The organism is Eubacterium coprostanoligenes (genome assembly GCF_900167205.1).
Lineage (GTDB): Bacteria > Bacillota > Clostridia > Oscillospirales > Acutalibacteraceae > Eubacterium_R > Eubacterium_R coprostanoligenes.
Genome location: NZ_FUWW01000003.1, coordinates 96441 through 109213 on the forward strand (window position 1 = coordinate 96441; position 12773 = coordinate 109213).

Consider the following 12773-nt stretch of genomic DNA (forward strand, 5'->3'; position numbering starts at 1 on the left):
AAGCCTACTTCGAACAAAGTAGGCTTTTTGCTTTATATTATAGATTTCTGATGTCGTTGCCGATAAAATAGAACGGTATGTATTCTCCTGTGAGTCGGCTTGTGATACGCTTGTCGTATTTTTCCTCAAGCCTGTCAAAGGCATAGTTTGTTGAAATAATAGTCGGCTTGCCGGTGAGCAAACGGGTGTTAACAATATTGTATATTGTTGCAATGCTGTACTGATTGTCAATCTCCGTGCCCAAATCATCAAGCACCAAAAGGTCGCAACCAAGCACCTGATTTTTTGTGTAATTAATATTATCCGTTCTGCCGAATTGTTCGCTTTGCAAATCGTCACAAATATTCTGGCTTGTGCCGTAGCACACGCTAAAGCCCTTGTTAATCACAACATTTGCAATGGCAAGGCTCAAATGAGTTTTGCCAAGTCCCGCACCGCCAAAGAAAAACAAACTCTTGCTGTTGAGCGAAAAATTCTGTGCGTACTTTCTGCAAGTGTCGAGAATTTTTTCTGCTCTTTGACGAGGAACAATCGCATTTTCCATAGGTTGCTCGCTGTAATAGCCAAGTTCGAACTTGTCAAATGTGCACTTGTCAAGCGGTGCAAAACGAGAAACCTCTTTTCGCATCAAATCTTTCAAAACCTGCTTTTGACACGAGCACATCCTGCCGTCAATGACTCCCTTATCCTCACAAGCATTGCAAACAAAATGTGGTTTCATTGCATCCTCGGGATAGCCGTTCGCCTTGAGAAGCCTTGAGCGTTCCTCCACAAGAGCCTCACTTCTTGCTCGAAGTTCCGCAAGTTTTTCATCGGTATTTTGCTTATAGAAGAAAAGCTGGCTGATTTCCAAGCCGATTTGCTGAAGTCCTGCCTGAATTTTTTTAATTTCGGGAATTTCCTCCTTGATCTGCATAGAACGCATATCCGCATCCATAACAGCGCTGTCGTGCCTTTTTTCAAGTATTCTCTTTGCCTTGTTGTACATCTCGTTTGAATAAGCCATAATTATCCTTTATATATCATAATTGTCATTGAGCATTGCACGGCGATTGATTTCATCAATGTCATAGGTTTCATCAATAGCGGATTTGTTCTTCTGCTCTTTCTTTGAATGGAATTCCTTTTCTTCCTCGGCAACAGCCTCCGGAGTAAATATGCCCTTTTTCTTCCAATTTTTGAGCACCGAATCAACATATTTCAATGTTGGCTTGTCGGTGTTCTCTTTCATAATATCGCAGGCAATGGTAATCATCTGCATATCAAAATCTTCGCTCCAACGATTAATCATTTCTCGTTGCTTTATGGTCGGATTTCTGTGCTTGATTCCGCTAACCGCCACAATCTCGCTCCACAATCTGTCTGAAGCCTCAAGCATACGCAATCTTTCATCCGCAGCCTCAAGGGTAACAATTCCCTCTTCGCTCCAATTCTTTGCCATAGTGCCGATATACGAAGTTCCGATTGCTCTGCCCTTTGCTTTTTCGGTCTTGTAATATTCCAAAATAACAAGCACCACATCACACGGAAGCCCGTAATATGTCACCATATTTATGACAAGTTCCTGCTCAATATGGCTGATTGTTCTGCCAAAAACCTCTTGTGCATGATGAATGAGTTCTGTCAACTCTCGATTATCTCTGCACATAGTAACGATGTCGCTCGGATTGAGTTTTGGCACAGGAATTGCCTCTTTAACCTTAACAGTTTTGGCTTCTTCTTTTTTTGGAGGTTCAACAACTGCCATGCTTTCCGCAGGCGGTTGAGCGTTGACAACTCCGTCACACGACAAAACGCCCTCTTCTACCCAAAACTCCAAAAAATCCGTTGCGTCAGCCTCGGTGCATCCAAGTGCTTTTGCAACATATTTGCTGTCGCACGGTGCATTGTTTGACAAAATGAGCAACAATGCCTTCAGCTGATATTCACTTGCAAGTTTTATGTAATCTGTTGCAACTTTTTTAGGCACGGCAACCATTCCGTCTTGCCAAACATTGCCGACAGGTACAATTTGATACAGCATTTTGCCCACCTCTTTTCAAATAAACATAAAAATATTTTACCAAAATTCAGCCGATTATTCAACCACAATATAAGGGGCACTCATCAAAGCGCCCCCACTATATAAATGATATATAATAATTAATATGTTATGCAATCGGTTGTAATCAAATTTACACCGAGGTCGAGCAATTTTTTCATAACTTCAGGGTCGTCAATTGTCCAAGCACCCATAAGCATACCGTCCTCAACGCACTTTTTGATTAAATATGAATCAAGGTCATAATTCTTTTCTTTGTTGCCGTTGAAATCAATTCCGCAATTTCTGATTGATTTTGCGAGTTCAATATCTTCCTCTGTAATTTCCTGAACAAGATACATCATATCGTTGTCGCAAAGTTCACGAAGTTTCTGCAAATTGCTGATTTTAAAGGAAATGAATGTCACCTTAACTTCAGGATACATATTGCAAAGTCTGATGATTTCAGGATAATATTCCTGATTGTTTTCTTCTTTAAGCTCAATAACAGCCTGCATATTGTACTTTTGGCAAATCTGCAAGAACTTCTTAAGTGTACAAATCTTAAGGTCAGGATATTGGTCAATGTTAACGCCATTGTCGGTGGTGGCATCCTTAAGTTCCTCGTATGTTGCCTTTTCAACAAACATACTTTTATCCATCATACGATATGTTGACCTGTCGTGCTGAACAACCCAAACGCCGTCTTTTGCACGATAAATGTCACATTCTGCTGCTGCATAACCTGCCTTGCCTGCCTCTCTAAAAGCCGGAGCTGTATTTTCGGGAGCAGCGGCTCTAAAGCCTCTGTGTGCTATTAAAAAAGTGTTTTCATCTGCAAAATCACTTGCCGAAGAAATAGTGTAATCTTTAACCTTGCAGTATTCGTGCAATGCAACCGCACCGCCTGTTACAACAAGAACAAGCAAAAATGCCAAAATACTCAAAATTATAATCAGCGCTTTTTTGCCCTTGCTCATTTTCTTTTTTGCTTCATTCATTGGATTTTTCCTCCTCGTCCATTTTTGGCTCAAATTTTAATCTTTGACCGTCAACAGGTTCAAAAACATTTTCAAAGCTCCATTTTCCATTTACCCCTTTTGCCATTGCACCAATGACAAAATGAAGCTTTGCAATACCAAAATCAACACTTTTGTCAGAATACGGTTCGTCAACATATCCGCTGAATTCGCCGTTTTCATATCTGAATTTTACAGGTCGTCTGTTAACCGCAGACGGTCCTTTTTCAACAAGCGAAAGTCCATAGGCATATGCCTCCGGCAACTTTTCATCGCAAACTTCAATCATATCTTGATATGATTTGCATTTTTTATGCGTTGCCTTGTACATAGTCTTTTCAACAAGAGAATACCTATCCTTTGGATAACCGATTGTTATAACGGCATACACCCTCTTTTCAGACGGAAGTTTGATTGCCTCATACACCTTGTTCTCGTTGTATGTGCCACTGACCCAACAAGTACCCAAGCCGTGATAAACACACTGAAGCACTATGCTTTCGCCAAAATATCCACAGTTCTCACGAACCTTTTGGCTGTCATCTCCGGCAACAACAATCATACTGAATTTGCCGCTGAAAATACTAAAAAACGGAGTTGCATCGTCTATAAACAAAAGGTCAAGGCCCGCTTCTTCATTTACGGCGTCAACCATTTGTTTGATTACATCCTTTATTTCCTGCGACAAATGCTTTTGCTTGTACGCTCTGCGTGAATGTCGATTTTCTATTGCTTTGATATACTGTTCATTAGTCATAGCATCACCGTGTTCATTATAACATCAAAAACAAAAAATGTATAGTGAATTTTAAACATATGAATATAAAATTAATTTAAAGATTATGCTATTGACATTATGTTTTTCAAATATTATAATGTTTATATGAAATCAAGGAGGGTTTACCTATGAAATTTAAGAAATTTGTTAAAGTTATCAGTGTGATTGCCGCTATCGTGGCGCTTGCAGCTGCTGCATATGTTGCTATCCAAAAGCTCACAGCAAAGAAAAATCCCGAGTATTTTGATGACAACGATTTCTTCGAGTGCGACAACGATATTGAAATCGTAGATGCAACAGAGGAAGCAAAGGCTGAAGAAGAAGCTCCAAAGGCTGAACCAAAGAAAAAGAACGCTCCAAAAAAGAAGACTGAAAAGAAAAAGGCTGACGCTGAATAAGCAATATTATAATAATCAGAGAGCAACGACATAGAATTGTTGCTCTTATTTTTTACTAAAAGGTGGCAGGCTATGTACAATGTAGGTTTAGTTCTTGAAGGCGGAGGCAATCGTGCAATCTACACAAGCGGTGTGCTTGATGCTTTCATTGAAAAGAACATTGAATTTCCGTATGTAATCGGAGTATCGGCAGGCAGTTGCAATGCAACATCGTTCATTGCAAAAAACTACCGCCGTCAGCATGATATAGAAATTGAATATGCAAACGACAAGCGGTATATGGGCATAAGCAATATGCTCAAAGGTCACGGCTTCTTGAACATCGACTGGATTTTCGGCGAGCTTGCATATGAGCTAAAGCCACTTAACCAAGAGGAATTTGACAAAAGCAACACTGTTCTTTGTGCTGTTGCAACAAATGCTCAAACAGGCAAGCCGGAGTATTTTTATCCTAAAAGTATGCGAAACGGCTGTGACGAGCTGAAAGCAAGTTGTTCGCTTCCGGGTGTTACAAAGGGAGTTGAAATCGGCGGAACAACATTTTTTGACGGCGGTCTTGTTGACTCTATTCCGCTTGAAAGAGCGTTTGATGACGGTTGCAAAAAAGCTGTCGTTATCCTCACACAACACAAAAGCTATGTCAAAGAGCCTATGAATCCAAAGGTGCAAAAGATATTCAAAAAATATCCAAAAATCGGCGAAGCGGCTGTGAACCGCCATATTATGTACAACACTCAACTTGAATTCGTCAAGCAATGTGAAGAAAACGGCACGGCATTTGTTATTCAACCGAACACACCGCTTCAAGCCACATCACTTGAACGAGATCTTTCAAAACTCGAGGCAATTTATCAACTCGGCTACAAGCAAGGACTTGAAAGAGCCGATGAAATCAAAAGATTTTTAGCAGAATAGAGGTATAATTATGATTATAGCAGTAACTTACGACAACGGAATGATTAATCAGCATTTCGGCAAAACACAGTATATGAAGATTTACGAAACAGACGAAAGCGGTGAAATCCAAAAGGTTCACCTTGAAAGTATGGGCAAGCACAGCCACCACGGAATCGCAGGCTACATCAAGGAAATCGGTGTAGACACCCTCATTTGCGGAGGCTTGGGACAAGGTGCTGTTGACTCGCTCGAAGCCGCAGGAATCACAATTTACGGTGGCAACACAGGCAACTGCGACTCTGCCGTTATCAAATTTTTACACGGAGAAATGAAGCAGAACAGCCAAGCTAACTGCAATCACCACCATCACCACGACTCATAAGTGACGACTGATGAAATACTTAAAGCAAATCAAAATCAAAAATATTCTTATGCTCACCGTTGCCGGAATAATCAACGCAATAGGCGTCACGATGTTTTTGGCACCCGTAAAATTATACGACAGCGGAATATCGGGCACATCAATGCTCCTCGGTCAGCTGACGCCGTAATGGATGTCGCTGTTCCTTGCCGTTCTGAACATTCCGATATTTTTGTTCGGCACAAAACAAGAAAAAAACTGACAAAAAATGCGTATGCCTGTTCGCTCCAAGCATACGCATTTTTTATTTTATTGCGGTTTTTTAATAATTGTTTTGTGAAGATTGTTTTTGATAATCACAAAATAGAGTGCTGTGCCGAGAACCGCCATAACTCCAAGCTCACCGAGGGCAACACATCCGCCCTGTGTAAGAAAGCCTACGAATTCAAACTTGCCTTCAATAAAGAAATACTCAATTTCCCACCCGATGACAACGCCGTTCCAAATTGCAGGCATAAGCATTGCAAGAAGCGGATATTTGCCGACCTTGACCTCTCTCAAAAAATACATGCAAGTAACCGAACCGAGGGTTGCAAGCGAGCCGAAAATCATATCGAGTGGCAAGCCCTGTCCGATGCTTGCAAGGTTCGAAACAACACAGCCGAGCGTAAGCCCCGGAATTGCCGCAGGAGTGAACAATGCCAAAACATTAAGCGCCTCCGACACTCTGAACTGCACAGCCATTGTTGTTGAGCCGGGCAAAATGATTGTTTGCGCATAAGTCAGCGCAGCGTACATAGCCGCAATTATTGCAGTTTGTGCAATAAAAGCATTTTTCTTTTTGATACTCATTAAATTATCTCCTTAGTTTTGTTTTTATAAGCAGCACAGCGAAAATGCCACTAATATTGCGGGTTTGTGCCAAGTACCGCAATGTTAACCCCCATATTTAACCACCATCGGCTAAATCGCTTATATAGATTAACGGTTGCTATTATAACACACTAAATGAGATTTTCAAGAGTATAATTATAAAAATTTTATTCTATTCAATAAAAAGCTATTCTAATTTCAACAAAACTGCATTCAAAACGATTTTTAACCGAGTTAAGGGGATATTTTTTATCATTTTTGCATTTTTTATCCCCTTAACTTGATTTTTTGCGTTTTATTGCATATAATTATGTTGAGGTGATTAATATGACACTTTTCAAGCGTGAAAACTATTTAAACAAAATCAGAGCTTTTTATGATGACGCGGAAATCATAAAAGTTATAACCGGTGTAAGACGATGCGGAAAATCCTCTCTTATGAAAACCATTATAGAAGAGCTGACTGCTAAAGGCGTCAAAGACGAAAATATTATCTTTTTAGATTTAGACAGCCGTGAATATAGAAAAGTTAAAACCGATGATCAGCTTGATGAATTATTGGAATCAAAATCTAAAGCTGACGGTTTGAAATATATATTTGTTGACGAAATACAAAATGTTAAGAATTTTGAAGAAGTAATAAACGCATATCGTGGTGACGGAGAATTTTCAATTTTCATTACAGGCTCTAATTCATATTTGCTCAGCGGTGAGCTTGCCACCAAATTAACAGGCAGATATATTGAATTCGAGATGTTTCCGCTTAGCTTTGAAGAATATATTGACATAAAAAAGTTTTATGGCAAACCGATTAATACCAACTTAACAATAGAACTAAGCAACTATTTGCTCGAAGGCGGTTTTCCTTTGGCAATTCAATATGACAATCTTGCGGATAAAAGAACTTATGTCAAATCTGTTATAAGTGAGATTTTCGACAAAGACATAAAAACTCGAATTAAAATTAACAATCGAGAAGCATTTATCAAAGTACGAGATTTTATAATCAACAACTACGGTGCAACTATGAGTATCACAAGCTTACAAAACGCTCTTGAGAAAGACGGCACAAAAATAAAGCGTACCACTCTTGACAGGTATATTAAGGCACTTATTGATGCAAAAATCCTATACGAATGCAAACGATTTGATATGAAATCAAAAAAATCACTTACGGGTGAGAAAAAATACTATTTGGCAGACACCTCCTTTTATTTTGCAACCAATACCGACAACAGAATTAACTACGGTCCTGCTCTTGAAAACATTGTTTACATCTATGCAAGAAGCAGAAATTACGAAGTAAGTATAGGAAAAATCGGAAAGTTGGAATGTGATTTTATTTTAAGAGACAACAACCTAAATTACGCTTATGTGCAAGTATCTTACACTATTAATGAAAGTAAAGACACCGAAGACAGAGAATACAAGCCTCTTGAAAAAATCAAAGACAATTATCCAAAATATGTGATTACAACAGATTATTTGTTACAACATCGAAACGGTATAAATCATGTTAATTTAATGGATTTTATAACCAACAAACAATCATTCTGAATTTCGTTTTCTTGCGAACTTTGCTGTACATCGTCAAAACATATTTCGTATAGAACAAAACAAAGTTTTGTAAGTATACTGCATATGTTTTTCCTCTTTCCAAAAAAACACAGATTTTTTGGAAGCCTTATATTTGCTTGTGAGCAAAAACGAAAAACACCAAAAGTACCGCAAACTCGATGTTTGCGGTACTTTTCTTTAAATAATATTATTAAATTAATAGTATTCCGAGATAGGCAAGCCTATCCTACTTAATGTGTATTAATATAATTTTGGCGTGGTTCAGGGGCTTTATCTCATAATGCTTTTTTGATTGCGTCAAGAAGTTCGCTGTATTCCTCGTAAGCAGGAATGTCGGGATAATCGTTCTTGATTGCGTCAGTTGACTTGAACAAAAATCCAGCCTTGCTTGCCTGAATCATACCGAGGTCGTTGAAGCTGTCGCCACTTGCGATAGTGTCGTATCCGATTGACTGAAGCGCCTTGACCGTTGTGAGTTTTGACTGTGGGCAACGCATCCTGAAGCCTGTGATTTCGCCGTTTTCGGCAACCTCAAGAGTGTTGCAGAAAATTGTCGGCCAATCAAGTTTTTTCATAAGAGGTGTTGCGAACTGCTCAAATGTGTCTGACAAAATGATAACCTGTGTAATACTTCTGAGTTCGTCCAAAAACTCCTTTGCGCCCGGCATAAGGTCGATTTTTGCGATAACATCCTGAATTTCTTTAAGTCCCAAGCCGTGCTCCTTTAGAATTTTGATTCTGTAATTCATCAGCTTGTCATAATCAGGCTCATCACGGGTTGTGAGTTTAAGCTCCGGAATACCTGTTTCCTCTGCAAACGCAATCCAAATTTCAGGAACAAGCACGCCCTCCATATCCAAACAAACAATGTTCATAACATATCCTCCATATATAATTTTAAAAATTAACTGTTTGTGACACTCCGGCTTTTAGGTCGAGTGTTTTTTCTGTATCTCCGTATCTAACCTTAATTTTTTGGTCAATATCGGAAGTGATTTTTGCTTCAACAATATTCGAGTCGGCATCCCAAGAAAGGCTGTCAACGGTTGCCCTTGTTCTTGCTCTGATGCCCTTGATTGTGCCCTTTTCAAACCCTGTCGGAAGTGCCGGGAGGAACTCAATCTCACCCTCGTTTGAATAAACAAGCGCCTCGTTGATAATTCCAAGATAGCCGATAGCAAAGTCTGTACAATAACAGCTTCCACGGTCGTAATCGTGATTTGTCATAAGCGAAGCATATCTTATCTTATGATTTTGAAGTTTCAAGAGTGCATCGGTAAGTGCCTCGCTGTCCTTGAGCCTTGCCGCAATGAGCGAACGGTGAACAAGCGCATGCGAAGCCTCGTTTTCACTCTCTCTGTTTGCGATAGCCTGCTCACAAGCCTTTGTGAGTTCCTCGTTATGCTGTGTTTCAAACAGAGGCCATGCACAATAAAGATGGCTCAAATGTCTGTGTTCGTTGTTTTCTTCAAAACTTGTGGTTGCCCATTCTTTGAGAGCACCTGTTTCATCATAAAGATACGGTGGCAACTTGTCCATAAGGTCTTGCCATTTTTCGAAGTTCTCCTCGGGTGCAACATCAGCCATAACAGCCTTTAGCATTTCAAGATTACTTCTGCAAGCCGAAATGTCAATAGCACAGTTTGCGTCTGACGGGCTGTCGTAATTTGACGGATTGTTTTCAGGAGAATATGACGGAACTATGCAATATGTTTCGCCGTCATTCAGCTTTGTTTTGCCTTTTTCGTAATGAATTTTGCCGTCCTTGTCGGTGTAATATTCAGGAGTCAAAAGCTGTGCCCAATAATTTGCCGACTTTGTAAGCGCAGGCAACAATATATCCTCCTCAAGCATCATATAGCCTTGCTCTTTGTATCTTGCAATATCGTCCTTATCAATCGAAAGCACGGACTTCAACTTGTTCAAATCGAACTCATCAGAAAGCGGAATTTGAATATTTCCGTAAGTTTGCAAGGTTTCGTACAAAGGCTCAAGCATCCAAGAAGTGCCTGCATTCCAATACCTGAACGGATACGGATAGCAAGTTTCTGTGATAACCGCCTTGTCGCCATCGGTGTTTACCGGTGCTTGAATAGCGTCTGTAAAGCCGTGAGTTGCTTTTGCGTTTTCCTCCCAATCAGGAAGCTGACGGAGGATGAAATATGTATATCCAATCGGAGATGACGAAAGGTTGCCTGTGTTCATAGAAGAAGTCTGCAAATTTACATTTGCGTCCATCGTGTACTTGCTTCCCCAACCTGTGTTGAACTCGCCTGTCCACATTCCGTAAAGTCTGCTGGTGGAATATCCCGAACAGCAGAGATATGCGTATCTGCCTGCATAATATGAACGCTGTGCAAGTGCGGTAGAAAGTTCTTTCTCACCCTTTTGCTCTTTCAAAAGTTCGTCATTTGATTTGTCGCTGTCCTCAAGTTCAAGAGTAACAGCATCAAACTGTGGCTGATAAATTTCAAGATGATTTTTCAAAGCCTTGTTGTAATCAAAATCTTTCTTGGTGCTGTATTTTTCCTCGATAGCCTTTGCCTGCGCCGTCAATTCGTCAACAAGTTCATAGCTGTCCTTGTCCTCAAATTCGTCAAGGCTTCCCATATCATAGGTTCTGTCGCTGATTGTGATGAGATAAATATTCTGTGCATCGCTGATTTTGATACCGCTGTTTTGACCACGGAAAATATCTTCCTTGTTCTTCTTTTCAAGCTCGATTTTTTCCTTTGTGCCGTCGGTCACAACATATGTAGTTGTGGCATATCCGCCGTTTTTCAGCTCGCTGTTTTCGTAATTTGGATAATGTGCAACAAGCGAAATTGTGTTTGCATTGATGTCAACAACCTTTTTGTATTGCATATCCACTTCGTTGCCGTCACCAAAATTCGCCATGGTCGAAAGGTCATCAAGCGTCAATGTAACATTAAGCTGTGAAGCCTCCGATGATTGCGACAACTTTGTTATAACCGCACCGTCAGCCATTGAGGTGAACGATGTCCTGTCCCAAGTGCCGTTTTCATCCGTAAATCTCACACCAACCTGCGAAGATTCAAAATCTGTGTAACGGATGTAATCTCTTGCACCTTTTCCGTCCATATAAATTCGAAGTTGACCGCCCGGATGAAAACTGTACACATCCAGGTATTCGGCATCATCGGTTATATCCTCGCCGTTAACAATGTTCTGTCTGACCGTTTCAAGTTCGCTTGCCGTGTCAGGACAGGTGCGTGGATTTTTGTTAGGCATAATAAAGTGCATATTCTGAAAAATAAATGTGTCGCTATACGGCGAACCGCTTTCAACAAATCCCTGCAAGCCGTTGCCCGAAAGCATACCCTCACGCCAAGCGTTCGGTTTATTTTTAGATTTATCTTTCAGTTCTTTATAGTCAAGACTGTAAGAAATTTTTTTGTCATCCGTAAATATTTCCTGAACAGCACTGTTTTGTGCCTGCGTTGCACCGCAACCCGCAAGGCTCACGGCAATAGCACCACTGAGCACAAGCGCCGTTATTTTCTTTAATTTCCTCACAGCAATCCCCTTTTTTCATATAATTTATATTTTATTATACCAAAGTAAAAAATGATTTTCAACCTTTACAACCGATAAATGTAATGTTACAATTATAATATAAAGTATAAAAGGAGTAATCGTTATGACACACGAACTTAAATATCAAATTATCGACAAAATCAGAGAGATGATTTCTGCACCGTACTGCTGTCAGGAACTCAAAACAAAGGCTGACGAATACCTTGTTGCCGTCGGCACAACAAGAGAGGACAAAAAGTTCAGAGAACTTGTTGACGAAATCAAGGCAGACATCCTCCCCGTTGACGCAATGGTTGAATTTATGGCTTCACAAAAATTCGACGAAGAAACCGCAAAAGAATTCCTTGCACACGCAAAAGAACTTCAGGCAAAAGGCGAAAAATTCTGCGATTGCCCTGCCTGCTCCGCCGCACAAGAAGTCCTCAAACTCATCATTTCAAAGTAAACACGCTGTAGACTGTTGAGAAAGGTTCTGAATTTTGTTTTCTTGCGAACATTGCTGTACGATGGTACCGCTTGTTCACAAAAAACAAAAAACGCCAAAAATGCTGCAAGTTTGATACTTACAGCATTTTTTTAAACCCCACCGGCAACACTTCGTGTTGCCACCTCCCCTTTTAAAAAATGGGAGGCATAATTCGGTTGATTATATTTTGGCGTGTTTCAGGAGCTTTATCGACAGTCTGAAATACGATGCCCTCACGGACATCGTATTTTTTAAGTTTGAATCAGTCACAAACGAGAACGCCGTAACCGTTTTTACGCTTGTAAACTATCTTTGTTTCGCCGTCAATGCCGATATACACAAAGAATGTGTGTCCGAGCATTTCCATCTGAACGATTGCTTCATCGTCCGTCATTGTGTTTGGTGTGATGTGCTTAACTCTGTTTACATCGACCGAATCGTAATAAACTTGGTCGAAATCGTCCATAGTAACATCTTCATCCAAATCATCAAATGCAGTTGCGATTTCATCAATTCCGCCTTTGCGTTTTTTGTCAACAAAGAAAGTCTTGAGCTTACGAAGCTTACGCTTCAAATCATCAACCGCCATATCAACAACCGGCTCAATGCGGTCTGCTCTCGCTTCACCTCTGATGAAAGAGCCGACATTTTTCACCGTAATATCACATTCGTATTCTCCACGCTCCTTGCTGAGCGTAACATCAAATGTTGCATTATCCGGCAGCATTCTTTCAATTCTCTTGAGTTCCTTTTCAATGCCGTCTTTTGCGCCCTGCTTCAAATCGAAGCCTCTTGCTGTAATGTTAATCATACTTATGCCTCCAT

At 40.2% G+C, this 12773-nt stretch carries 14 protein-coding genes; 6 read left to right on the forward strand and 8 right to left on the reverse strand.

What is annotated here, in order from left to right:
- Positions 1–37: 37 nt before the first annotated feature.
- The 4 genes from B5D29_RS02060 to B5D29_RS02075 form a co-directional block, all read right to left on the reverse strand.
- Positions 38–1006: an ATP-binding protein gene (locus B5D29_RS02060; protein WP_078767913.1), complete on the reverse strand. Its 969-nt coding sequence runs from the start codon at positions 1004–1006 to the stop codon at positions 38–40.
- 9 nt (positions 1007–1015) lie between these two features.
- On the reverse strand, positions 1016–2023 hold the full coding sequence (locus B5D29_RS02065; protein ID WP_078767914.1) for a DnaD domain protein: 1008 nt from the start codon (positions 2021–2023) through the stop codon (positions 1016–1018).
- 119 nt (positions 2024–2142) lie between these two features.
- Positions 2143–3021: a glycerophosphodiester phosphodiesterase family protein gene (locus tag B5D29_RS02070; protein WP_078767915.1), complete on the reverse strand. Its 879-nt coding sequence runs from the start codon at positions 3019–3021 to the stop codon at positions 2143–2145.
- Positions 3014–3796, reverse strand: coding sequence for a nitroreductase family protein (locus B5D29_RS02075; RefSeq protein ID WP_078767916.1), 783 nt, complete (start codon positions 3794–3796; stop codon positions 3014–3016). The genes B5D29_RS02070 and B5D29_RS02075 overlap by 8 nt, the downstream gene beginning before the upstream one ends.
- Before the next feature lie 149 nt (positions 3797–3945).
- On the opposite strand from B5D29_RS02075, the gene B5D29_RS02080 reads away from it, so the two are divergent.
- The 4 genes from B5D29_RS02080 to B5D29_RS02095 all read left to right on the forward strand — a co-directional run bounded on the left by B5D29_RS02080 (position 3946) and on the right by B5D29_RS02095 (position 5663).
- Positions 3946–4215 carry a hypothetical protein gene (locus B5D29_RS02080; protein WP_078767917.1) on the forward strand — a complete coding sequence of 90 codons (270 nt, stop codon included), beginning with the start codon at positions 3946–3948 and terminating at the stop codon, positions 4213–4215.
- A 72-nt stretch (positions 4216–4287) separates the two neighbouring features.
- Complete coding sequence (locus tag B5D29_RS02085) at positions 4288–5130, forward strand: patatin-like phospholipase family protein (RefSeq protein ID WP_078767918.1); 843 nt, start codon at positions 4288–4290, stop codon at positions 5128–5130.
- Between the two features lie 10 nt (positions 5131–5140).
- Complete coding sequence (locus B5D29_RS02090; protein WP_078767919.1) at positions 5141–5494, forward strand: NifB/NifX family molybdenum-iron cluster-binding protein; 354 nt, start codon at positions 5141–5143, stop codon at positions 5492–5494.
- Positions 5495–5504: 10 nt separating this feature from the next.
- Positions 5505–5663 carry a YitT family protein gene (locus B5D29_RS02095; protein WP_242941722.1) on the forward strand — a complete coding sequence of 53 codons (159 nt, stop codon included), beginning with the start codon at positions 5505–5507 and terminating at the stop codon, positions 5661–5663.
- 119 nt (positions 5664–5782) lie between these two features.
- Here B5D29_RS02095 and B5D29_RS02100 read toward each other — a convergent pair whose 3' ends face one another.
- A complete protein-coding gene (locus B5D29_RS02100) occupies positions 5783–6325 on the reverse strand; it encodes a QueT transporter family protein (RefSeq protein WP_078767920.1) in 543 nt (180 codons plus the stop codon).
- 348 nt (positions 6326–6673) lie between these two features.
- Between B5D29_RS02100 and B5D29_RS02105 the strand changes: the two genes are divergently transcribed.
- On the forward strand, positions 6674–7903 hold the full coding sequence (locus B5D29_RS02105) for an ATP-binding protein (protein WP_078767921.1): 1230 nt from the start codon (positions 6674–6676) through the stop codon (positions 7901–7903).
- A gap of 296 nt (positions 7904–8199) precedes the next feature.
- On the opposite strand, the gene thrH is transcribed toward B5D29_RS02105, so the two are convergent.
- Positions 8200–8799, reverse strand: a complete 600-nt coding sequence (thrH, locus tag B5D29_RS02110; protein WP_078767922.1) for a bifunctional phosphoserine phosphatase/homoserine phosphotransferase ThrH — start codon at positions 8797–8799, stop codon at positions 8200–8202.
- A 22-nt stretch (positions 8800–8821) separates the two neighbouring features.
- Positions 8822–11461, reverse strand: coding sequence for a glycosyl hydrolase family 95 catalytic domain-containing protein (locus B5D29_RS02115; protein WP_078767923.1), 2640 nt, complete (start codon positions 11459–11461; stop codon positions 8822–8824).
- Between the two features lie 124 nt (positions 11462–11585).
- On the opposite strand from B5D29_RS02115, the gene B5D29_RS02120 reads away from it, so the two are divergent.
- On the forward strand, positions 11586–11927 hold the full coding sequence (locus B5D29_RS02120; protein ID WP_078767924.1) for a hypothetical protein: 342 nt from the start codon (positions 11586–11588) through the stop codon (positions 11925–11927).
- Between the two features lie 283 nt (positions 11928–12210).
- On the opposite strand, the gene hpf is transcribed toward B5D29_RS02120, so the two are convergent.
- Complete coding sequence (gene hpf / locus B5D29_RS02125) at positions 12211–12759, reverse strand: ribosome hibernation-promoting factor, HPF/YfiA family (protein ID WP_078767925.1); 549 nt, start codon at positions 12757–12759, stop codon at positions 12211–12213.
- Positions 12760–12773: the final 14 nt, after the last annotated feature.

What these genes read in the sequence shown, in the direction of transcription:
- B5D29_RS02060 (WP_078767913.1), bottom strand. Translation starts at nt 1,006, where the DNA reads ATGGCTTATTCAAACGAGATGTACAACAAGGCAAAGAGAATACTTGAA.
- B5D29_RS02065 (WP_078767914.1), bottom strand. Translation starts at nt 2,023, where the DNA reads ATGCTGTATCAAATTGTACCTGTCGGCAATGTTTGGCAAGACGGAATG.
- B5D29_RS02070 (WP_078767915.1), bottom strand. Translation starts at nt 3,021, where the DNA reads ATGAATGAAGCAAAAAAGAAAATGAGCAAGGGCAAAAAAGCGCTGATT.
- B5D29_RS02075 (WP_078767916.1), bottom strand. Translation starts at nt 3,796, where the DNA reads ATGACTAATGAACAGTATATCAAAGCAATAGAAAATCGACATTCACGC.
- B5D29_RS02080 (WP_078767917.1), top strand. Translation starts at nt 3,946, where the DNA reads ATGAAATTTAAGAAATTTGTTAAAGTTATCAGTGTGATTGCCGCTATC.
- B5D29_RS02085 (WP_078767918.1), top strand. Translation starts at nt 4,288, where the DNA reads ATGTACAATGTAGGTTTAGTTCTTGAAGGCGGAGGCAATCGTGCAATC.
- B5D29_RS02090 (WP_078767919.1), top strand. Translation starts at nt 5,141, where the DNA reads ATGATTATAGCAGTAACTTACGACAACGGAATGATTAATCAGCATTTC.
- B5D29_RS02095 (WP_242941722.1), top strand. Translation starts at nt 5,505, where the DNA reads ATGAAATACTTAAAGCAAATCAAAATCAAAAATATTCTTATGCTCACC.
- B5D29_RS02100 (WP_078767920.1), bottom strand. Translation starts at nt 6,325, where the DNA reads ATGAGTATCAAAAAGAAAAATGCTTTTATTGCACAAACTGCAATAATT.
- B5D29_RS02105 (WP_078767921.1), top strand. Translation starts at nt 6,674, where the DNA reads ATGACACTTTTCAAGCGTGAAAACTATTTAAACAAAATCAGAGCTTTT.
- thrH (WP_078767922.1), bottom strand. Translation starts at nt 8,799, where the DNA reads ATGAACATTGTTTGTTTGGATATGGAGGGCGTGCTTGTTCCTGAAATT.
- B5D29_RS02120 (WP_078767924.1), top strand. Translation starts at nt 11,586, where the DNA reads ATGACACACGAACTTAAATATCAAATTATCGACAAAATCAGAGAGATG.
- hpf (WP_078767925.1), bottom strand. Translation starts at nt 12,759, where the DNA reads ATGATTAACATTACAGCAAGAGGCTTCGATTTGAAGCAGGGCGCAAAA.